General features: G+C 69.9%; 20 protein-coding genes. 9 read left to right on the forward strand and 11 right to left on the reverse strand.

Annotated features, from left to right (window positions below; all coding sequences use genetic code 11):
- Positions 1-12: 12 nt before the first annotated feature.
- The 5 genes from ACJ8AN_RS21695 to ACJ8AN_RS21715 form a co-directional block, all read right to left on the reverse strand.
- Positions 13-1,050, reverse strand: a complete 1,038-nt coding sequence (locus tag ACJ8AN_RS21695; RefSeq protein ID WP_407757323.1) for a phosphatase domain-containing protein — start codon at positions 1,048-1,050, stop codon at positions 13-15.
- A complete protein-coding gene (gene plsX, locus ACJ8AN_RS21700) occupies positions 1,047-2,075 on the reverse strand; it encodes a phosphate acyltransferase PlsX (RefSeq protein ID WP_407757324.1) in 1,029 nt (342 codons plus the stop codon). The genes ACJ8AN_RS21695 and plsX overlap by 4 nt, the downstream gene beginning before the upstream one ends.
- 90 nt (positions 2,076-2,165) lie before the next feature.
- On the reverse strand, positions 2,166-4,157 hold the full coding sequence (gene gltC / locus ACJ8AN_RS21705) for an adventurous gliding motility protein GltC (RefSeq protein ID WP_407757325.1): 1,992 nt from the start codon (positions 4,155-4,157) through the stop codon (positions 2,166-2,168).
- Positions 4,154-4,996 (reverse strand): outer membrane beta-barrel domain-containing protein, encoded by an 843-nt coding sequence (locus tag ACJ8AN_RS21710; RefSeq protein ID WP_407757326.1) that lies wholly within the window; start codon positions 4,994-4,996, stop codon positions 4,154-4,156. Before ACJ8AN_RS21710 ends, gltC begins: the two co-directional genes overlap by 4 nt.
- On the reverse strand, positions 4,993-5,832 hold the full coding sequence (locus tag ACJ8AN_RS21715; protein WP_407757327.1) for an outer membrane beta-barrel domain-containing protein: 840 nt from the start codon (positions 5,830-5,832) through the stop codon (positions 4,993-4,995). Before ACJ8AN_RS21715 ends, ACJ8AN_RS21710 begins: the two co-directional genes overlap by 4 nt.
- Before the next feature lie 297 nt (positions 5,833-6,129).
- Between ACJ8AN_RS21715 and cglC the strand changes: the two genes are divergently transcribed.
- The 6 genes from cglC to ACJ8AN_RS21745 all read left to right on the forward strand — a co-directional run bounded on the left by cglC (position 6,130) and on the right by ACJ8AN_RS21745 (position 10,891).
- Positions 6,130-6,648 (forward strand): adventurous gliding motility lipoprotein CglC, encoded by a 519-nt coding sequence (gene cglC, locus ACJ8AN_RS21720; RefSeq protein WP_407757328.1) that lies wholly within the window; start codon positions 6,130-6,132, stop codon positions 6,646-6,648.
- An 80-nt stretch (positions 6,649-6,728) separates the two neighbouring features.
- On the forward strand, positions 6,729-8,129 hold the full coding sequence (locus ACJ8AN_RS21725) for a vWA domain-containing protein (protein ID WP_407757329.1): 1,401 nt from the start codon (positions 6,729-6,731) through the stop codon (positions 8,127-8,129).
- A gap of 245 nt (positions 8,130-8,374) precedes the next feature.
- Positions 8,375-8,836 (forward strand): 5-(carboxyamino)imidazole ribonucleotide mutase, encoded by a 462-nt coding sequence (purE, locus tag ACJ8AN_RS21730; RefSeq protein ID WP_407757422.1) that lies wholly within the window; start codon positions 8,375-8,377, stop codon positions 8,834-8,836.
- Positions 8,833-9,975, forward strand: a complete 1,143-nt coding sequence (purK, locus tag ACJ8AN_RS21735) for a 5-(carboxyamino)imidazole ribonucleotide synthase (protein WP_407757330.1) — start codon at positions 8,833-8,835, stop codon at positions 9,973-9,975. Before purE ends, purK begins: the two co-directional genes overlap by 4 nt.
- A 4-nt stretch (positions 9,976-9,979) precedes the next feature.
- Positions 9,980-10,456 carry a Cys-tRNA(Pro) deacylase gene (ybaK, locus tag ACJ8AN_RS21740; RefSeq protein WP_407757331.1) on the forward strand — a complete coding sequence of 159 codons (477 nt, stop codon included), beginning with the start codon at positions 9,980-9,982 and terminating at the stop codon, positions 10,454-10,456.
- A 30-nt stretch (positions 10,457-10,486) separates the two neighbouring features.
- Positions 10,487-10,891 carry a DUF3224 domain-containing protein gene (locus ACJ8AN_RS21745; RefSeq protein WP_407757332.1) on the forward strand — a complete coding sequence of 135 codons (405 nt, stop codon included), beginning with the start codon at positions 10,487-10,489 and terminating at the stop codon, positions 10,889-10,891.
- A gap of 25 nt (positions 10,892-10,916) precedes the next feature.
- On the opposite strand, the gene ACJ8AN_RS21750 is transcribed toward ACJ8AN_RS21745, so the two are convergent.
- Genes ACJ8AN_RS21750 through ACJ8AN_RS21760 form a run of 3 tightly spaced genes read right to left on the reverse strand, consistent with a single transcriptional unit; the run spans position 10,917 to position 12,294 of the window.
- Positions 10,917-11,318, reverse strand: coding sequence for an arsenate reductase ArsC (locus ACJ8AN_RS21750; protein WP_407757333.1), 402 nt, complete (start codon positions 11,316-11,318; stop codon positions 10,917-10,919).
- 41 nt (positions 11,319-11,359) lie between these two features.
- A complete protein-coding gene (locus ACJ8AN_RS21755; RefSeq protein WP_407757334.1) occupies positions 11,360-11,902 on the reverse strand; it encodes a DUF192 domain-containing protein in 543 nt (180 codons plus the stop codon).
- The gene (locus ACJ8AN_RS21760; protein WP_407757423.1) at positions 11,899-12,294 is read right to left on the reverse strand and encodes a TIGR02266 family protein; all 396 of its coding nucleotides are present in this window, start codon (positions 12,292-12,294) and stop codon (positions 11,899-11,901) included. Before ACJ8AN_RS21760 ends, ACJ8AN_RS21755 begins: the two co-directional genes overlap by 4 nt.
- A gap of 25 nt (positions 12,295-12,319) precedes the next feature.
- On the opposite strand from ACJ8AN_RS21760, the gene ACJ8AN_RS21765 reads away from it, so the two are divergent.
- Together ACJ8AN_RS21765 and ACJ8AN_RS21770 are read left to right on the forward strand one after the other, a co-directional pair.
- Entirely contained in the window at positions 12,320-14,698 is a 2,379-nt protein-coding gene (locus ACJ8AN_RS21765; RefSeq protein ID WP_407757335.1) for a hypothetical protein, read from the forward strand.
- A gap of 99 nt (positions 14,699-14,797) precedes the next feature.
- Entirely contained in the window at positions 14,798-15,265 is a 468-nt protein-coding gene (locus ACJ8AN_RS21770) for a nuclear transport factor 2 family protein (RefSeq protein ID WP_407757336.1), read from the forward strand.
- Positions 15,266-15,290: 25 nt separating this feature from the next.
- Here the strand turns inward: ACJ8AN_RS21770 and ACJ8AN_RS21775 are convergent, their stop codons facing one another.
- Positions 15,291-16,262 (reverse strand): homoserine kinase, encoded by a 972-nt coding sequence (locus ACJ8AN_RS21775; protein WP_407757337.1) that lies wholly within the window; start codon positions 16,260-16,262, stop codon positions 15,291-15,293.
- Between the two features lie 137 nt (positions 16,263-16,399).
- Between ACJ8AN_RS21775 and ACJ8AN_RS21780 the strand changes: the two genes are divergently transcribed.
- Positions 16,400-17,998 (forward strand): tetratricopeptide repeat protein, encoded by a 1,599-nt coding sequence (locus ACJ8AN_RS21780; RefSeq protein WP_407757338.1) that lies wholly within the window; start codon positions 16,400-16,402, stop codon positions 17,996-17,998.
- 1 nt (position 17,999) lies between these two features.
- Here the strand turns inward: ACJ8AN_RS21780 and ACJ8AN_RS21785 are convergent, their stop codons facing one another.
- Together ACJ8AN_RS21785 and ACJ8AN_RS21790 are read right to left on the reverse strand one after the other, a co-directional pair.
- Positions 18,000-20,234: an ATP-binding protein gene (locus ACJ8AN_RS21785; protein ID WP_407757339.1), complete on the reverse strand. Its 2,235-nt coding sequence runs from the start codon at positions 20,232-20,234 to the stop codon at positions 18,000-18,002.
- 86 nt (positions 20,235-20,320) lie between these two features.
- Positions 20,321-20,812: a hypothetical protein gene (locus ACJ8AN_RS21790; protein ID WP_407757340.1), complete on the reverse strand. Its 492-nt coding sequence runs from the start codon at positions 20,810-20,812 to the stop codon at positions 20,321-20,323.
- Positions 20,813-20,822 lie beyond the last annotated feature (10 nt).

Consider the following 20,822-nt stretch of genomic DNA (forward strand, 5'->3'; position numbering starts at 1 on the left):
AGGCCCCATGCGCTAGTGCGTCTTCCGCGCCTTGTGCGTGCGCGGAAGCGCGTGGTGGATGAGCTCCAGGTAGTCCACCGACTGCACCGCCGGGGGCGGGGGCGGCGTTCCCAGCGCGGCCAGCCGCTTGGTGAACGCGGAGATGATGTCCGGCACCGGGCGTATCGCCTGAATCAGCGCGTTGGGCCCCTCCAGGGCCTGCAACAGCGCCGCCGCCGCCTGCTGCAGCGGCAGACCCCGGCGCAGCAAGTCCTGGAACGAGTTGGAGAGCGTGATGATGTTGTGCCCCGCCGTCTGCACCATCTCCACGGCGATCTTGATCACCTGCGGGGCCGTGAGGTGGCCGTCGGCCAGCAGCACCAGCGCGGCCTGGAAGTAGTTGAAGATGGGCACCACGCGCGGGCCATACGCCGAGAAGTGCGCCGGCGGCGTCAACTTGTCCAGGTGGATGAAGATGCGCCGCACGGGGTCGGCCACCGGAATCTTCTTCCACGCGGTGCGCACGCGCTCGGCCTCGTCCGGGTACACCGAGGCGGCTTCCAGAATCTGCTGGAGCACGCGCTCGTCCACGCGCCCGGCGATCATGTCCGCGTAGAGCGAGTAGATGAAGGCATCCGCCTCGGCGTCATCCCCGAAGAGCACCTCCTCGGCCTCGACGGGGGCGTTGGCGCGGCTCTCCAGGATGGCGGGCAGCTTGTAGCCCACCTGGCCGCGCAGCGCCTTGAAGCGCCCGCGCATCAGGTTGCCCACGTTGTCCTTGAGGACGAACTCGTCCCACACCACGCCGTCCAGCTTGAGCTTCTCCTCCAGCACCGAGCGCATCTGCTTGGGGCTTCCGGAGACGATGCACAGCCGCGAGTCCCCGTTCTCCGCCAGCTCGCGGATGAGCGCGGACGCACCGGGCACCGCCTGCTTCTCGTGGGCCTTCTGGAAGGCCGTGCGCAGCAAGTCCCGGAGCGACTCGAAGTCCGTCTGCAGGTACGTCTTGTCCAGGTCCCAGCGGTAGATGCGGCGCGGGGGCCTGGGGTCGATGCGGTCCGGAAGGCTCACCGCGCCAGACCCTGCTGGATGGCCTTGCCGAGCTCGTTGGAGACGGCCTTGGCGGCCACCTTGCCCGCGTTGGCGATGGCCCGCGCCTTGGAGCGCCCATGGGCCTTGATGAAGATGCGATCGAACCCGAGCACCGGTGCACCCCCGTACTGCTCCCAGTCGGTGATGTCCTTGATGCGCTGGATGCCACCGGAGAGCATGGCCAGGCCGGCCCGCCAACGCAGGCTCTCCTTGTACGCGTACTGGGCCAGCTCCACCACCGTCTCGTGCACGCCCTCGAGCATCTTCAGGCACACGTTGCCGACGAAGCCGTCCGTCACCACCACGTCCGCGGTGCCCTTGGGGATGTCCACGCCCTCCACGTTCCCGATGAACTGCAGCCCGGCCATCTCCGCCAGCCGCGCATGCGCCTCCACCACCTGGCGCGGGCCCTTGTTGGGCTCGGTGCCGTTGGAGAGCAGCGCCACCTTGGGGTTCTCGTTGCGCGAGATGATGCGCGCGTACGCCGCCCCCATCACCGCGAACGTCACCAGGTCCTCCGCGGTGGCCTCCACCGTGGCCCCCACGTCGAGGATGAGCGAGAAGGGATCCTCCTTCTCTCCGCGCCGGTTGCGCGTGGGGTACACCGCCGCGAGCGCCGCGCGCCTCACCCCGGGCAGCAGCTTGAAGTGCCGGGCGCACGAGAGCACGCACGCGCCCGTGTTGCCGGCGGAGACGAGCGCATCCGCCTCGCCCTCGGCGACGAGCCGCGCGGCCACGGACACGGAGGCGTCGTGCTTGCGCGCCAGCGCCTCGCCGGGCTTGTCCTGCATGGTGATGAACTCGGAGGCATGCTGCACCGAGATGCGCTCACCGTTGTGCTTGGTTTCGGCGAGCGCCTCATCGATGACGGCCCGGTCACCCACCAGGAGCGCGTGGATGTGGGGCGACTCCATCGAGAGCTGCGCGGCCCCCCTGACGACCTCCGCGGGGCCGTGGTCGCTCCCCATCACGTCGAAGGCAATGGTGACGAGCTTGGTGGCCATGATGCCACTATCGCTCGGATCCATCCCCTGGTGAAGAGCGCTGCGAGGAGGCTCCCCCCGGGTGGAGGGAGCCGCCTCTGGGGCCAGGAATCAGTTGGACTCGCTGGCCTGGATGGTGCGGTTGGCGGTGTCGCGCTGGATGCAGCCCTTGGTGAGTGTGTACTGGTAGGTGCCCAGCTCGTCGCGCCAGTACTCGCCCTCGTACGGCCAGTAGAGCTGGTCGTCCGCCACTGCCACCGAGAACCTGTACTTCTTGACGACGGAGACCTGGCCGCCCGCCTTCAGCTGCTCCTCCAGGAACTCCTTCTCCTTGGTGACGGTCTCGAACTTGATGCGCAGGCCGTTGGCCAGCAGCTGCTTGAGCGACGCCAGCTCCGTCTCCAGCTTGCCCTTGGCCATGATGCCGGCCTTGTCGATGAGGGAGGTGCGCTGCACCTTGAGGCCCTCGAGCAGCTGCTTGGACAGCTCGGAGTAGCGGAAGGTGTCCCCCTTCTCGCTGAAGGCGTCCATCTCGCCCTCCAGCTCGAGGATGGACTCATTCGTCTTCTTCAGGTCCTGGTCCGTGAGGGCCAGCCGGAGGATGCGCTCGAGGATGACGTCCGTCTCGCTCTTCTCCAGGCCCTCCTTGTTCTTCTTCTGCACGTCGGAGAGCACGCCGTAGTACTCGCTGGCCGCCATCTGCTTCTTCGTGATCAGCTCGAGCTGATCATGAACGGGCAGGTAGGTGTGCTCGAAGTCCTGGAGGATGAGGCTGGACTCGCGGTAGCGGCAGTTCTCGTAATAGATGACCGCCTTGAGGATCATCGCCTCGGGGAAGTACTCCTCGCGGAAGAAGGGCGAGGAGAGCGTAATGAGGTTGCCGAGCGCCTGCTCGTACTGGCCCACGCGGTAGTTGGCCCAGCTGGACTCGAACATGGCCTCGAGCCACTGCGAGGTGCCGCGCTCCACCTTGTTGAAATAGAAGAGCGCGTAGCGGTTCTGCTGCATGCCGTAGTGGGTACGGCCCAGCTGCATGAAGGCCAGCTCGCGCAGCTTCTGGTTGGCGGTGGCCTGCTCGGCGTCCAGCCCCGCGCTGGAGCGGGTGACGCGGATGATCTCCTTCATGGCCTCGATGGCGCCCACGGTGTTGATGTCCGTGCGCCGCTGGGCCGCGTTGGTGGCCTTGTTGCCGGCGCGGACGTAGGCGAGGCCCTCGAGGTACTTGGCGCGCGGGTAGAAGACGTCCGTCTTCGGGATGAGCAGCGTGAGGCGCTTCACCTCGTTGAAGCTCCTGTCCGCGTCCTCCGAGCGGCCCACCTGATCCAACGCCTTGCCACGCACGAAGTGGTAGCGGGCCAGCAGGTAGTGGAACTCGGTGCGGAAGCGCTCGGGGAACTCCTGGTTGGCGTACTTGGCGATCTCATCCAGGATGACGGTCTCGTTCTTCGTCTTGCGGCTGATGAAGAAGAGCCACTCGAGGCTGGTGCGGAAGAACTTCGTCTCCGGACCGACGGCGAGAATCTTGGAGAACTCGCCCAGGGACGAGTGGTACAGGCCCATGCGGTAGAGGGCCTTGGCCAGCACGTAGCGCGCCTCGAGGTGCAGGCCCGCGAGCTTCGCATCCTGGAGCATCTCGAAGGAGCTCATCGCCGCCTTGTCGTACTCCTCGTTCTTGAAGAGCGAGATGGCGACATCCAGGCGCTGGCGGTCACCGCTCTTGCCGGAGACGTCCACCGCGTCGAAGGACATGGTGGGCGCGGCCTTGGCGGGCGCATCCGCCGTCAGATCCAACCCCATGCCCTGGGACGCGTCCGCGGCGGGCGCGGCGGGAGGGATCCCCGTGCCGGTGGGCGCGGCGGGGGTGGAGCCGGAGGTGTCACCCGCGGCGCTCGCGTCGGAGCTCGAGTCCGAGTCGTCGTTGGAGGACGAGCCGGCCGCGGGCTTCTTGCCGCCACGGGAGGGCTTGCGGGGGGTGGACTTCTTCTTCTTCTTGGACGGCTGGGAGAGATCCAATCCCTCGAAGCTCTGCGCGGGCGAGGGAGTCGCCCATGCCAGCGTGAGCCCGAGGGTAGCGAGGCAGAGAGGCCGGAGCAGACGTTTCATGACTCGGGATGGGCGGTGGGGAAGAAGAAGGACACACCCAGCTCGAAGAGGAGCTGGTTGCGCAGGGTGGTGGTCGGGTTGATGGCCTTCTCGACGTAGATGAGATCGCGGAACTCGGAGCGCACCGTCACCCAGCGGTTGACGAAGAAGCGCATGCCGACGCCCACGTTGCCACCCACGGTGAGCTCCGTGGCGCCCGGGCCGCGGTACTGCACCGCCGTGGCACCACCGATGCCGTAGAGGTCGAAGTGGAGGAAGTTCTCGGCCAGCAGCGACACCTTGCCGTAGATGGGGGCCCACTGCAGGTCCACCCCGCCCATCAGGGTGATCTGCCCGGGAGCCTGGCCATCCAGGTCGCCATAGGTGGGCTTGCGGCAGCCGCGGACGGTGCTGCCGTCATCGCCACCGGAGAAGGTGCAGATCTGCGCGGCCCCGGCCACGGTGGGGATGGAGTAGCCCGCGCGCAGGCTCACGCCCAGCGTCTCCGTGGCGTGGTAGGTGAGCGTGCCCCCGAGGATGTACTTGGTGAAGAAGGCATCCTTGATGGAGAACGTGGCCGAGGGGCTGAACTCGAAGCGGCCCTCCTTGAGGAACAGGTGGCCGGAGACGGGACGCACGCGCTCGCGCAGGGGCCCGAGCCGGTCCTTGTCCACTTCCGACACGTCACCGGCCTCCTGCTCGGAGGCGCCGGAGTTGGACGCAGCGGGCTTGGACGCAGCGGGCTTGGAGGCGGCGGGCTTGGAAGGCGCGGGCGCGGCGGGAGCCGCCTCGTCCTGGGCGGCCAGTGCGGACACGGGCGTCAGGCAGAGCGCGAGCAGCAGACGGGTAGCGGTCTTCATTCGGCCTCCCGACCGGTCGACTTCATCGGGAAGAAGAAGGAGATGCCGGCATTGAGGGTCATGAGGTTCTGGGTGGCGCCCTTGCTGGTGTTGAGGGGCTGGTCCACGTAGGACGTGTTGATGAGCGCCACGTTCACCGCGAGGTAGTCCCGGGCGACGAAGCGGATGCCCAGGCCCAGATCGGCCGCGAGGCTGGGGCCGCGGCGCCCGCCGTCGGTCGTCTCGGCGCTGGACATCTCGGTGTTCACCACGCCCATGCCGCCCAGCAGGTAGGCATCGAAGTGGAGGATGTCGTTGAGGAAGGCCACCTTGCCGTAGAGCGGGCTCCACTCCACGTCACCCATGGCCGACCACTGCGGCACCGAGTAGAAGATGCGGCTCTGGAAGGTGCGCTTGGCGATGCGCACGTCGTCCTCGGGCAGCACCTGCATGGCGGAGAAGCGCGCGGACACCGCCAGCGTGTCGGCCAGGTAGTAGGCGCCCCGCACCCCGGCGCCCAGCTTCGTGTAGTAGGGGTCGTTCACCGACAGGGTGACGAGAGGCGTGAGCTCGAAGCGTCCCTTCTTCAGGTACACCTTGCGCTGCACGCTCTTGACGCGGTCGTCGAGCGTGACATCGCGCTCGGCCGGGGTGAGCGGCTCGGCCGGGGGTGCCTCGGCGGTGGTGAGGGGTGGAGGCTCCTCCGCGGGCGGCTCCGCGGCGGTCTCGGTCTCTTCCTGGGGCTTGTTGGCATCACCGCTGCTCAGATCGAGTCCGAGCCCCGCGTCTTGGTTCTGGGCAAATGCCGCTGCTGGCGCGAGGCTGAGCGCGAGCAGGATGGCCTGGAGGCGATTCACTTCCGGGAGCTCCGTGTCTTTGGGGCCGCCCACCGATACGTGCTGAATCGGAGGCGATGCTGGTGGGCATCCTATCCGCCACGCTCGCGGCCCATCAACCGAACAAAGCTCGCCTGCTCCCTCTGTATCCGGTGAAGAGCACCCGGCGCGTCACTTCGTGTATCCACTCGGTATTGTTGCAGGCGGAGTGTGCGGAGCACTTGTCCAGAGGGCATCCATGCGGCCACGCCACCCGTTGGCTTGAGGAGTCGCTGTGTTACGGTGGCCGCTCACATGCGTCTCATGAGGTGCACGTCGATGTCTGCGCGTCTGGCTCTTCTGGTGGGTGCCGCCCTGCTGTGCGGCGGGTGCGAGGTTCCTTCCGATATCGGCAAGCCCTGCGTGCTGGTGAAGAAGTCACAGTCCGGTACCACGAAGTACGATCCGGTCACCCTGTCGGATATCGGCAAGGGCGACAAGGACTTCATCTCCTTCGGCTCGCTGGACTGCGAGGATCTCATCTGCGTCCGGGATGCGAACTCGGCCGTCCAGACCAGTGGCGAGGGCGACGGCCTGCGCGTGCTGGGCTACTGCAGCAAGGCGTGCCAGCCGAACGACACGAACACGCCCCAGTTGCAGGACCCCTGCGCCGTGAACCACCCGGACGCCGCCGCCGAGGTCAAGGCCGGCATGAGCTGCCGCGCCCTCCTGCTGGATCAGGCCGCCCTGGACTACATGCGCGCCAAGGATCCGGTCGGCTACCGCCAGACGTTCGGGGACAACTCCTCCCCGTACTTCTGCGCCTCCAAGACCGAGGCCCCTCCCGCGAGCAACTGACGCACCCCGCGCGAAAGAAGTAGAACTTTTTCGCGCGCTGGACGTGGATAGCGGGCCCTCGCCGTATGGAGCCCCCTGTCATGAACAAGACGGTCGTCTTCGTCTCCCTGACCGCCGCACTGGCCCTCACCGCCCTGGTGCTGGGCCTGCCGCGGTTGGCGCCGTCCCACCCCGCCACGCCGGTGTCCCCGCCCCGGCCGGCCACGGCGACCAACGGCTCGCTGTCCATGACGAGCCGGCTGTCCCACCCCTACATCATTCCGGGTAGCTCGGACCTCTTCGTCACGGTGGACCTCACCGGCGTGGAGGTGCCGGGCTCGCAGCGCTCGCCGGTGAACCTGGCGGTGGTCATCGACCGCTCGGGCTCCATGAGCGGCTACAAGCTGCAGCAGGCGAAGCAGGCCGCGCGTCACCTCGTGGGGCTGCTGGGCCCCGAGGACCGGCTGGCCATCGTGCACTACGGCTCGGACGTGAAGAGCCTGCCGAGCCTGGCCGCCACGCCCGCCAACCGCGAGCGGATGCTGCAGTACATCGAGGGCATCTGGGACGACGGCGGCACCAACATCGGCGCGGGGCTGCACGCGGGCCGCGCGCACCTGGAGACCGCGAAGGGCAACTACCGCGTCAACCGCATCATCCTGATGAGCGACGGGCAGGCCACCGAGGGCATCACCGAGGACGCGGGCCTGACGGAGGTGGTGAAGGGCATCCGTGCCGAGGGCATCAGCGTGAGCGCCATCGGCGTGGGCACGGACTTCAACGAGGACCTGATGCAGGGCTTCGCCGAGTACGGTGCGGGCGCGTACGGCTTCCTCGAAGACGCGGGCCAGTTGGCCACGCTCTTCCAGAGGGACTTGCAGCAGGCGGCCACCAGCGTGGCGCGCAACGTGGAGCTGTCCTTCACCCTGCCCGAGGGCGTGATGCTGGGCGAGGTGCTGGGCTACCGCGCACACCAGGAGGGCCGCACGGTGCGGGTGCCGCTGCCGGACTTCTCCTCGGGGCAGGTGGAGCGCGTGGTGGCACAGCTCACGGTGGTGGGCACGAAGCCGGGCAGCGCGGTGGACGTCACGGGGCTGAAGCTGACGTACCTGGATCTGCTCAAGGACGCGGGCGTGGAGAGCGCGGCGAGCCTGTCGGCGATGGTGACGGAGCGGCAGGAGGAGGTGCTGGCGCGCCAGGACAAGGACGCCACCGTGTACGCGACGCGGGCCATGAGCGCGAAGAACCTGAAGCTCGCCGCCCAGGCGCTGCGCGACGGGCGCAAGGAGGAGGCCAAGGGCTACGTGATGCAGAACCAGGCCCTCTTCCAGCAGGCCAGCCAGGTGGCGAGCCCCGCTGCGGTGGAGGCGGACCTCGCCGAGCAGAAGGCCGTCCTCCAGGACTACGAGCAGGCGAACGACGACGAGGCGGTGGGCGCGGCGGTGAAGCGCTCGAAGACCCGGGCGGCGAAGAGCTTCGGCAAGCTCGGCTCCACGTATTGAGCACCCCCGGTTGAGCTCCACCGGGTCGAGCCCCCTCCCCTGCCTGTCCTGGGCGGGGGTGGGGCTGGCTCCCTGGCCCCTCTCCAGAGCCTTCTCCAGGGATTTCACGCGCCCGCCGTACGCTTCCGGTTGACCTGTGGAATCCCCCCACCCTATCTCCGCGTTCCTCGCACCTCCTGGAACCACCAGGAGGGCGCACAGGAGGCGAGAGCTTGAGCGCGGAAACACCGTGGGTGGGCGTCATCATGGGCGGCAAGAGCGACCTGGAGCATCTGCGCCCCGGCATCGACGTGCTGAAGGAGCTGGGCATCCCGCATGAGGTGCGGGTGGTGTCCGCCCATCGCACGCCGGATTGGATGATGGAGTACGCGCAGACGGCCGAGTCGCGCGGGCTGTCCGTCATCATCGCGGCCGCCGGTGGCGCGGCCCACCTGCCCGGCATGGTAGCGAGCAAGACGCTGCTGCCGGTGCTCGGCGTGCCCATCCCCGCCACGGTGCTCAACGGCTTCGACGCGCTGATGTCCATCGTGCAGATGCCCAAGGGCGTGCCGGTGGGCACCATGGCCATCGGCAAGCCGGGCGGCATCAACGCCGCGCTGTATGCCGCCTCCATCCTGTCGCTCAAGTACCCGGAGCTCCGCCCGCGGCTCGCCGCCTGGCGTCAGGCCCGCACCAACGAGGTCCTCCAGGACAGGGAGATCGCATGAACAAGAGCACCATCCTGCCGGGCGGCACGCTCGGCATCCTCGGCGGTGGGCAGCTCGGGCGGATGATGGCGCTGTCGGCGCGCACGCTCGGCTATCAGGTGCAGGCGTTGGACCCGGATCCCGCGTGCTCGGCCCGTTTCGTGGTGGACCAGTGCTACACCGCCGACTTCGGCAGCGCGGACGAGGCCGTCCGGCTCGCGCGCGCCTGTGACGTGGTGACGCTGGAGATCGAGAAGATTCCCCTCACCACGCTGCGCGCCGTCGCCCAGCACGCGCCCCTGCGGCCGGGCCCCTCGGTGCTCGAGGTGGTGCAGAACCGCGGGCGGCAGCGCGCCTGGCTGGCGAAGCATGGTTTCCCCCAGGGGCCCTGGAAGCAGTCGGACTCGGAGGCGGCGCTGGCCACGGCGGCCGCGGAGCTGGGCGGGCGCTGCTTCGTGAAGGCCAGCGAGGGCGGCTACGACGGCCGCGGCCAGTACCAGGTGAAGGCCGCCAGCGAGTCCCCCGAGGCCTGGCGCGAGCTGGGCCAGCGTCCCGTGGTCGTCGAGGCCGCGTTGGAGCTGGAGGCCGAGCTGTCCGTGCTCGTGGCCCGCTCGCCCCGGGGCGAGGTGGCGGTGTACCCGCCGGCCTACAACCACCACGAAGAGCGGATTCTCGACTGGTCGCTGCTGCCGGGCCAGGTGCCGCCCAAGGTGAGCCAGGAGGCGACGGAGATCGCCCGCGCCATGGCCACCGCGCTCGAGGTCGAGGGCCTGCTGGTGGTGGAGATGTTCCTCCTGAAGGACGGCCGGCTGCTGGTGAACGAGCTGGCGCCCCGTCCGCACAACAGCTTCCACGCCACCGAGGTGGCCTGCCTCACCAGTCAGTTCGAGCAGGCGGTGCGCGCGGTGTGCAACCTGCCACTGGGCTCGGTGGAGGTGGTGCGGCACGCGGCCATCGTCAACCTGCTCGGCGACCTGTGGCTGCACGAGGGCGGACCGCGGTTCGAGTCCGTGCTCGCCATGCCCGGCGTGCGCCTGCACCTGTACGGCAAGCGCGAGGCGCGCAAGGGCCGCAAGATGGGGCACCTGTCCGCCGTGGGCACCACGCCCGAGGAGGCCCTCGCCCGCATCAAGGCCGCCCGCGAAGCCCTGGGAGCGTGAGCCCGTGAAGACGAACGCCGCTCGGCTGTTGGACTCGCTCGGCATCCGCTACGAGCTGCGCGATTACGACGTGGACCCGGAGGACCTCTCCGCCGAGACCGTGGCCGCCAAGGTGGGCATGCCTCCGGAGCAGGTCTTCAAGACGCTCGTGGCGCGCGGGGACCGCACCGGCGTGCTCATGGCCGTGGTGCCCGGCAACGGCGAGCTGGATTTGAAGGCCCTCGCGCGGCTGAGCGGCGACCGGAAGGTGGACACCGTGCCGCTCAAGGAGCTCCAGCCCCTCACCGGCTACATCCGCGGCGGCGTCACGGCCATCGGCGGCAAGAAGGAGTACCCCGTCTTCGTCGACGAGACGCTCGAGCTGTTCGACGCCGTCGCCGTGTCCGCGGGCGTGCGGGGCACGCAGCTCGTCCTCGCTCCCGCGGACTATCTGCGCGTCACCAAGGGAAAGGTCGGGCCCATCTCGCGCGACAAGGCGTAGGCTCGCGAGCCACTTTCCGGAGGACCGCACATGACCACGCAGGCCCGAGGCGCATTCGACATCAAGAGCACTCCCCATCCCGCCACGGACATGGCCGAGGGCCTCAACGTGGGCCGCATCACGTTCCACAAGAAGTTCCGCGGCGACCTCGAGGGGGCGAGCGTGCTCGAGATGCTCGGCGTGATGGACAAGGCCCTGGGCTCCGGTGGCTACGTCGCGCTCGAGCGCATCACCGGAGTGCTCGCGGGGCGCAGTGGCAGCTTCGTCATGCAGCACAGCTCGCTCATGGCTCGCGGCAAGCCCACCCAGAGCATCACGGTCGTGCCGGACTCGGGCACCGGGGAGCTCACGGGCCTCGCCGGCTCGATGACGATCGACATCGTCAACGGCAGCCACTTCTACGTCTTCGATTACACGCTGAACAGCGGCACCTGAGCCACGTCAGCGCGTGGGCACCGGGCTACCTCGCCCAGCCCTCACGGGCCAGGAAGGCCGACACGCGAGAGCGCACCTCGTCGCGAATCTCGCGCACGCGCTCCACCGGCTTGCCCTTGGGGTCCTCGAGCGGCCAGTCGTCGCGCTTCAACCCGGGCACGTGGGGACAGGCCTCGCCGCAACCCATGGTGATGAGCCACCGCGCTCCCTGAGCCAGCTCGTCCGTGAGGCGCTGGGGCTTCGCCCCCGAGAGGTCGATGCCAAGCTCGGCCATGGCGGACTGCACTTCCGGGTGGACGCGCTCGCCGGGCTGCGTACCCGCGGACACGGCGCGCGCCTTCGAGGAATCAGCCAGCGCGTTGAAGAAGGCCGCCGCCATCTGCGAGCGGCCCGCGTTGTGGACACAGGCGAAGATGACTGTCTTCACGGCACTCCTGCACGCCGAGTCACCCGCCCGGGGCCCCGCGCTCAGGGAATGACCTGGATGCTCTCGAGCCCCTGGAACTGCGCGGTGCCGCCGCGCGTGACGCCCACCGTCTGCGACCAGCCGCCGGGCACCTCCAGCACGTACCGCCCGGGCTCTCCCACCGAGCGCGAGGTCAACGTGCGCGGCTCGGCGCGCTCGACGATGCCGACGATGTGCCCCGCCGAGTTGATGAAGAGCATGTCCAGCGGGATGAGCGTGTTGCGCATCCAGAAGCTCTGCACCTCGTCCTCGGGGAAGATGAAGAGCATGCCCTGGCCGGCGGGCAGCTCCTTGCGCCACATCAACCCGCGCGTACGCGTGTCCGGCGTGGCCGCCACCTCCACGTCCACCCGGTGCAGGCCGCCGTACGCGTCCTTGAGCAACACCCGCGCCCTCGGCAGCGAGGGCCCCACGTAATCCTCCGCGCTCACGTCCTTCACCTTCCTACCCGCCGGCGGGGACGGCCTGTCCTTGGCCTCGGAGGCCTGCTGACAGGACGTCAACAGCACTACGGCACTCAGTCCCCGCAGCCAGCGCGGGCTCATCCCGGGTGGAGCTGCTTGTTGAGCAGCTTCTCCGTGAGCTGCGCCCCGAGGCTGTCCGCCATCAGCTTCTCCACCACGCCCTCGAACTCGCCGCGCTGGCGATCGTCGTTGTAGATGAAGCGGATGCCCATGCCGGGCTCCTCCGCGTCACCCTTGGACCAGACGACCTCGCCGAGCAGCTCGAAGGGGGCCTCGCGCTGGGGCACGGTGAGCTTGAAGAGGAAGCGCGTCCCGATGGGCAGCGGCTTCTTCGTCTTGATGAAGGTGCCTCCCTTCGAGATGTTCTTCGTGTAGTCCGCGAAGAACGAGTTGAGCTTCTTGTAGTCCACCTTCAACTCGATGGGTGCACGAGTGTGTTGGCGGATTTCAGCGCCAGTCTTCTGTTCGGCCATGCTGGGGGGAGTATAGGAGAAGGTCATGCGCCAAGTCCTCTTCCGTGCCACCGACCTGCTCCGACGCGCTCCGGTGCGGGTGCTCGCCGGGGCCCTGGCGGTCGGCGGTTCGGCCCTCGTCTTCCTGCCCCTCTTCGGGGTGCCCGGCTTCGAGCTGGGCCTCACCCTCTCCATCGCCGTGGGGCTGCTCGGGGGCGGGGTGGGCATCGCCGCGGTGCACCAGGAGCGCCGCCTGCTCGCCTCCCAGGCCTCCAACCTGGCAGGCCAGGAGAGTCCAGCCCCGAGCACTCCCCCGCCCGACAGCCCGGCGCGCATGGCCTGGCACGCGCTCGGCCCGGCGCTGCTGCTCAACCTCGCCGTCCTCGTCCCGCCCTTCCTCGCCGCCACCCTCTACGCCCTCGTCGGCACCCGGTGCGACCCCTTCGCCCTGGTGGGCTTCTACCCCCTGCTCACCCTGCCCTCGGCGGTGCTGGCCGCCGTCGTCGGCGTCCTCTGCGGCTTCGCCACCCGCCGCTGGGGCCGCGCCGTCCTGCTCTACGTGGGGCTCGTCCTGCTCTCCGGCGTCTTCACCGCCTGGCCCATCGTCTTCGGGCCCCAGGTCTATGCCTTCAACCACCTCCTGGGCCACCTGCCCGGGCCCCTCTATGACGAGTCGCTCGCCGTCTCCGGTGCCCTCCTCTGGTTCCGCCTGGAGACGCTCTTCCTCGCGCTCGCCCTCTTCGCCCTCATCGTCCTCTGCCTCGACGTCCCCGAGGCCCGTCTGCGCCGCCCCCGCCCGCGCACCGGGGCACTCGTGGTGCTCGGCCTGACGCTCGCCCCCATCGTCCTGCTCGAGGCGCATGCCACGGACCTCGGCCTGCGCATGTCGGACGACGCCCTGCGCGAGCGGCTCGGTGGGGTGCGCGACTCGGAGCACTTCCAGCTCATCTACTGGCGCGGCATGCCCCGCGAGGACGTGGACCGCACCCTGAGAGACCTGGAGTTCCGCCATGGCCAGCTCTCTCGCTTCCTCGGCGGGGCGCCCGAGGGCCGCATCCGCATCTGGCTCTACCGCACCGAGCAGGAGAAGCAGGCGCTGGTGGGCGCCGGCCGCACCCAGTTCGCCAAGCCCTGGCGCCTGGAGCTGCACATCAACGGGCGCGACTTCCCCCACCCCACCCTCAAGCACGAGCTGGCCCACGTCATGGCCGCCCCCGCGGGCAGCGGGCCCTTCCGCGTCACCACCCGGCTGGGCCTCTACCCGCTCATGGGCATCATCGAGGGCATGGCCGTGGCCGCGGACAACCCCGTCCAGGGGGACCTCACCCTCCACGAGTGGGCCGCGGGCATGCGCCGGCAGAAGCTCGCCCCGGACATCCGCAAGCTGGTGGGCCCCGAGGGCTTCTACCAATCCGCCCCCGCCCGCGCGTACACCCTGGTGGGCTCCTTCCTGCGCCACCTCGCCGACCTCCACGGCTCGGAGAAGCTGCGCGCCCTCTACGCCCACGGCGACTTCCAGGCCGCCTATGGCCAGCCCCTGGACGCGCTCGCCACCGAGTGGGAGACGTACCTGGACGCCCTGCCCCTGGACGAGGCCACGGTGAGCCGCGCCTTCCAGCGCTTCCGCACCGGCAGCCTCTTCTCCCGCGCCTGCGCCCGCGAGGTGGCCCGCATCCAGGAGGAGGCCCGCGACTACCTCGCGAGCGACCCGCAGCAGGCGCTCGAGCTGTACGAGCGCGCCGCCCGCCTCCAGCCCCAGGAGCCCACCTTCCAGCTCGGCCAGGCCACCGCCCTGTCCACGCTGGAGCGGCCCGATGACGCCGCCCAGGTGCTCTCCCAACTCGCCGGGCTGGTGAAGGGCCAGCCCTCCCTCGAGGCGGAGGTGACGCTCGCCCAGGCGGACGTGGCCTCGCGGCGGGGCGACAAGGCCCAGGCCAGGGCCCTGCTCGAGCGCGTCCTCTCGCTCCTGCCCTCCCCGGAGACGACGCGCACCGCCCAGGTGAAGCTCGCCGCACTGGACTCGGACGTCCTCGCCGCCCCCATCCAGGCCTACTTCCGCGAGCGCTATGAGGAAGTCCGCCTGCTGCGGCTCGCCACCGCCCTGGAGACGGCGCCGAAAAACCCCTACCTCCACTACCTGCTCGGCCGGCGGCTGCTCGCGGTGGAGGCGCCCGCCGAGGCCCTCTCCCACCTCGCCCAGGCCCTGGAGGGTGAGCTGCCCGAGGCCATCCGCCGCGAGGCCCTCCGGCTCCGGGTGCAGGCCGCCTACCTGGCGGGCGACTGCGGGACGGTGCGCCACGAGGTGGGCGCCCTGCCAGACTTCGGCCCCGGCTTCCGCGCCGTCACCACCGAATGGGCCGAGCGCTGCGACTTCGAGGGCCTCCACTTCGGTGGCCCCCTGGTGCCCCGCGACGCTTTCCGCTAGCTAATCGCGCCTCACGCGAGGGCCCACGTCCTCCCTTCCACGGCACGGGGAATGCAAGCTCCCGTGCGCGGTTGCCCCTTCACGGAGAACCCCACGACCATGACCGTCCGTCCATTGCTTGTCTGCGCCCTCCTCGTGCTCGCGGCCTGCGGCCCCCGCTACATCCAGGGCACGCAGATCCCCGACACCAATGAATCCCGCGCCATCCTCAAGGTGATGGAGCAGTACCGCGTCGCGCTCGAGGCGCGTAACGCCAAGGCGATTCAACAGCTCGTCTCGAAGACGTTCCACGACAACGGTGGCAATGAGGACCCGCGGGACGACCTCACCTACGACAACCTGCCCCAGACGCTCCCCCCCCTCTTCGCCCGGCTGGACTCGCCCCGGGTGGACTTCGAGGTGCGCACCGTGGACGTGAAGCGGGACGACGTGGCCACCGTCATCTACTACTGGAACGCGAGCTGGCGGGTACCGGGGCTGCTCGACAAGACCCAGCGCACCTCGGAGCTGGAGCAGATGGTCCTCCAGAAGGAGGAGGGGCAGTGGCGCATCGTCTCCGGCTTGTGAGCCGCTGAAGCCCCGCCGCGCGCGCTCAAAGGCCCACGAGCGCGCGCAGGCCCTCGGGCCCCATGCTCGAGAGGGCGCGGGCCCGGGCCAGGTAGGTGCGGAAGTCCTTGGGTGCCAATTTGTCAGGCGGCAGCCCGGAGAGGTGGAAATCGCGGATGCGGCTGGCGGTGTACCGCACCGCACCGAAGAGCGCGTGGCCGAAGAGGCTCTCGCGCTCCACGGGCACCAGCGCGCGCTCCACCTGGTAGCCGCGCAGCAGCGCCCGGCACAGCTCCGGCCGGTAGGCGCCCGCGTCGAAGCACCACGCGTTGAGGGTGATGGCCACGTCCAGCGCGTAGAAGTCCCGGCACGCCATCTCGAAGTCGAAGAAGGCGCTCACCCGGTCCCCCAGCCACTTCACGTTGTCCAGGAAGAGGTCCGCGTGGATGACGCCGCGCGGCTCCAGGCCTCCGCGCGCCGACTCGGCCCGCGCCAGGCAGCCCTCCAGCTCGCGGGCGATGGCGGACAGCTCCGCGTCCGGGTGGCGCTTCAGCCCCTCCAGCCAGCCGCCCACCACCTCGGGGCCGTAGGGGTTGGCGCGCGAGCCGGTGAAGGACAGCGAAATCCGGTGCAGCTTGCCCAGCTCCAGCCCCAGGCACTCCAGGTGCTCGGGGGTGAGCTGCGCGCGGGTGAGCTCCTCGCCCGCCAGCCACGCGAAGACACTGGCCCGGCCCCCCTCCCACTCCAGGAAGGGCGCGCCCTCGCGCGTCAGGACGAGCCGCGGCGAGGGGAAGTGGGACTCGTTGAGCAGCGACAGCAGCTCCGCCTCGAAGCGTAGGTCTTCCGCCGAGCGCACGGTGGTGTGCCGGACGAAGTAGCGCCCCGAGGACGTCACCAGCCGGTTGTTGGTGTTGATGGAGCCCTGGGGGATGCCGGTGAATTCGCGCACGGGCCCGAGCCCGTAGGCCTGCGCCAGCCGGGAGAAGGCCGCCGCGTCGAGCGAGGTGTAGAGCGCCATGGTGATGTCCTCTCCGCGGCACACCCGCGGCCGGGTGCGTTGACGCCTGGGGGTGCCGTGCCTATCTACGAGCAGCCCCTATCGTCTCATTCACAACCACCTGAAACCATTCAAATTCTCGTTTCGGAGGCAGCCCCATGGCCGCGACCAACGCAAACCCCGGTGGACCCGGGAACGGGCGGAGGCGGGAGAGCCTTCCGAGCACGCTGTTGCAGGTGGGCGCGGTGGCGTTGCTGCTGGCGGGAGGGGTGGCGTACGGGGTGCACCGGGGAGCGGTGCGCCAGCAGGTGGACGCGCGGATGAAGGCGGCGCGGACGCTGGCGCTGCGCGACAACCCGGCGGACCTGCGCCAGGCGCTGACGGAGCTGGGGGCCCTCTTCCAGTTGGACGCGGACGCGCGTGACGCACAGGCGCTCGCGGCGGACGTGAACCTGCGGCTGTGGCTGGAGCACCGTCAGCCGGACGCCGAGGCCCCGGCCCGCGAGCACCTGGCCCGCGCCGAGGCCCTGGATTCGCGCTCGGGCGAGCGCTACGGCTCCCGGGCCATACTGATGCTGGCCGAGGGCAAGGCGGCGGAGGCGGAGAAGTTCCTCGAGGACTTGAAGACGCAGGGCGCCAAGAGTCCCAAGCTGGCGCTGGCCGAGGCCCAGGCGCTGCTGGCGCGCGGGAAATTGCCGGACGCGCGGCAGGCCTTCGCCCGGGCCAGCGAGGGAGCCTGGCGCGAGCCGCGCTATCCCACGGCCCACGGCGAGGAGCTGCTCGACGAGGGCCTGTACGCCCAGGCCGCCGAGGCCTTCAAGAAGGCCATGGCCGCCAACCCGGAGCACCTGCGCTCGAGGCTCTCGTTCGCGCTCGCCCGGCTGTACCAGGGCCTGGGCCGGGACGAGGCCGCCAGGACGGTGTCGGACGTGCTGGCGCGCGAGGCCGAGCTCTCCCCGGCGTTGAAGGCCCGTGCCCGGGTGGTGCGGGCCGCGCTGGCGCTGGCGGAAGGCAAGGCGGACGAGGCCCTGAAGGACGCCGGAGAGGCGCTCGCCGCGTCTCCCGAGGAGCACCATGCCCTCTTCATCCGCGCCCGGGCGCTGGCGCTGAAGAAGGACGCGGGGGCGCGCGCGGCCTTCCAGGAGGCGGTGACGAAGCGGCGCACGGCCCCCCTGCTCTACCTGGACGGCGCGCGGGCGCTGCAGCAGGTGGGGGATGGCGAGGGCGCGCTGGCGCTGCTGGACGCCTACGAGACCGTCTTCCGCGACGTGCAGGTGCCGACCCCCGAGGGGAAGACGGTGGGCGCGCTGGAGCGGGATGAGCGTTACTGGCTGGCGCGGGGCCAGGTGCTGCAGGCGCTCGCCCGCCCGGAGGACGCGATGGCGGCGTACGACCGGGCCCTGGCGGTGAAGGGCGTGGGCATGGCGCGTGCGCAGTACGCCAAGGCCGCGCTGCTGCTGGCGCGCAAGGACTACGACGCGGCGAGGCCGCTGCTGGTGGAAGTGGCCCCGGAGAGTGGCCAGGGCGCCCTCCCCGAGGCCTACGAGGCCATGGGCGAGCTGCTCTTCGCCAAGGGCGAGTACGCCCACGGCTGCCAGCACTACTTCTTCGGGCTCACCCGGGCACGCCTGCAGGGCTCTCCGCTCGAGCCGCTGAAGGAGAAGGCCTCGGACGTGGAGAAGCGCCTGGCGGCAGCGGGCCAGCCCGCCATGGCCAAGGCCTGGAAGACGGAGTCGGACGCGCTGCTGCAGCCGTAGCTCAGGCCGCCGCCGTCTCCGCCACGAGCAGGGGGAGCTCCAGCGTGAAGCGGGCCCCCTGCCCCGGCCCGTCGCTGTGGGCCGACAGCGTGCCGCCCAGCTCCTGGGCCGCCAGCGCGCTGGAGTGCAGGCCGAAGCCGTGCCCGTCCAGCCGGGTGGTGAAGCCGTACTGGAAGATGCGGGTGAGCAGCTCCGGTGCGATGCCCACGCCGTTGTCCCGCACCTCGAGCCGGACGCGCTCGTCCCCTACGCGCTCCAGCTTCACGCTCAGGCAGCGCTGGCCCGGGAGGGCCTGATTCAGGGCGTATTGGGCGTTGCTGACGAGGTTGACGAGAATCATCAGCACCTTGTGCTTGTCCGTCAGCACGGGCGGGAGCGGGGCCAGGTGCTTCTCCACCGACACCCCGTGGCGCAGCAGCCCGGAGGCGTTGATGCGCAGCGCGTCCTCCATCAACTCCTCCAGCCGGACGGGCTCGTGCACCCGGGGCGTGCGGGCGTAGTTCTGCTGCACCTTGACGACGTCGCCGACGTGCTCGGTGTACCGGCCGACGTCCTCGAGCAACGAGATGACCTCCTGGCGCTCGTCCAGCAGGTGCTGTCCCAGCTTCTCCAGGAAGGGGAGCACGTGCCGGCCGCGCTCGTCCTCGGTGAAGAAGGGGCCGAGGCCGCTCTGGTTCTCCTCGAGCATGCTCACCACGCGGCCCACATGCTCGAGCCGCATCATCCCCAGCCGCTCCCGGGCGAGCTGCGCGGACGTGTAGACGCTGTTGAGCACGTTGCCCACGTTGTGCAGCACGTTGGTGGCGATCTCCGCCATGCCCGCGCGCCGGGCCGTCTGCACCAGCTGGTGGTGCACCTCGCGCAGCTCGCCGGTGCGCTCCTCCACCCGGTGCTCCAGCCCCTCGTTGGCCTGTCGCAGGGCCTCCTCGCGCTGCTGGACCTTGTCGGCCATCAACCGGAAGGAGCGCGCCAGCTGTCCCAGCTCGTCCTCGCGCGAGGTGTCCAGCCCGACCTGGAAGTCCCCCGCGGCCACCCGGTCCGTGGCCTGGGTGAAGGCGAGCAGCGGGCGCGTTATCTGCTGCTTGAGCACCCAGGACATGATGACCAGCTCCGCCAGCAGCGCGAGCATGCCGATCAGCAGCACCTGGCGCGACGCGCGGAACGCGGGCTCGGACACCACGTGCTCGGGCAGCACCGTGACGAAGTTCCAGCCAGGGCCCTGCAGCCGGGCCATCGCGACGTACCCGGCCCCCTCCGGGAGCTCCGCCACCGTCTGGCCGGGCACGAGGCCGCGCACCTGCTCGAAGACGCTCCGCAGCTCGCGCCGCTGCGCCTCGGAGACGGGAGGGCCCTCGCCGTTCTGCCCGGGGCCGCCCTGGATGTAATAGACGCCCGTGCTGCCCTCCCGGGTGAGCTCGGGATGGGCGATGAGCTGCCCGTCGTCGCGGAAGAGCATGTTGTACGCGCCGGGCAGATGGTCTTGGAGGGTGCGGGCCATCAACTCCTCGATGAGCACGTCGTGGCCGAGCGTCGCGACATGGCGGCCGTCCATGTCCACCGGCGTGGAGACGGACACCATCCACTTCCGGGTGACGGGATCCGGGTAGGTGCCGCACCAGGCCGTCCGCCGCTCGGGATTCTTCTCGGGCCGGCTCTGATCGTAGAACCCCATGCCGGTGATGGTGAGGGTGGGCTCGGCTTCCAGGATCCACGTGGGGCGATCCGGCCAGTACAGCACGAGCACGTTCTCGGGAAGGACGACGTAGGTGTTGGTGAAGCGCGTGTGCAGGGCGGGCCCGTACTGGGCGAGCACGTCATAGGAGGCCAGGATGCGCCGGCGCACCTCCACGTCGAACCTCTTCCCCCCGGGGATGATGAGCCCCGGCATCCGCGTGCCGTCGAAGTGCTCGGGACGGTTGCGCAGGGTGCCATCGGGCAGCAGCGCGAAGAGGCTGTCGAAGCGCGCGTCCACGTCCTCGTGCTCGAGCTCGCGAATCCTCTCCGCCAGGGCCTTCTGGAGCACGGCGTGGTTGTCCTGGGCCAGCAGGAAGATGCCCTGCTCGCGCTGGGCGTGCTCCGTGACGGAATGCTCCAGCCGCGCGAGGCTCTCGGTGCGCACCGAGTGCAGCAGGTTCAGGTAGCTGAACAGCGTCGCCAGGGCGACGACTCCCGCGATGCGCGCGCCCATCTGCAGGAGCGTCGAGCGGGACAGGGAAGCACGGCGGAGCAACGGCATGGAGCGTCCTGGCTCGAGCGGAACCTTCCGCTACCGAACAGTACGCCCATTTATTGCGCTCTCAACCCTTGAAAAAGGCCGGACTCCTAGAGCAGCTCGGTCGGACCGAGCGAGCGGTGGCGGGCCTGCACCACGCGCCACTCCCCGTCCGCCTCTTTCTCGAAGGTGCCTTCGATGAGGTAGGCGCTGAGGACACTGTCCTGCGCCAGGTGCTCGAGCTGGTCGGCCTCCGAGCGGCCGAAGATGATCTTCACCTGCACGTCGCCGCGGGTGGGGTTGACCTCGCTCACCTGCAGGTCGCGCACGAAGACGCGCACCCAGTTGCCGCGGAGCACCTGGCCGAGCAGGACGCCCTTCAGCTCCTGCTTGCTCCAGCCCTCGCCCGAGTGGAAGCGGTCGGAGACGCCCTCCATCAGCCCGGCCATGTCCTTGCGCTCGGCGGCGTCGGTCATCTTCACCACCTCGCGGGTGATGGCCTCCTTCACCCCGGGCTCCTCCCGGGGCCAGAAGGCCAGCACCGCCCCCGCGGCCAGCAGCGCCAGCACCACCCCCAGCACGTGCCCTCTCGACAACGTCATCTCACGCTCC

Origin of the sequence: Archangium sp. (genome assembly GCF_045802675.1) — a bacterium.
Lineage (GTDB): Bacteria > Myxococcota > Myxococcia > Myxococcales > Myxococcaceae > Archangium.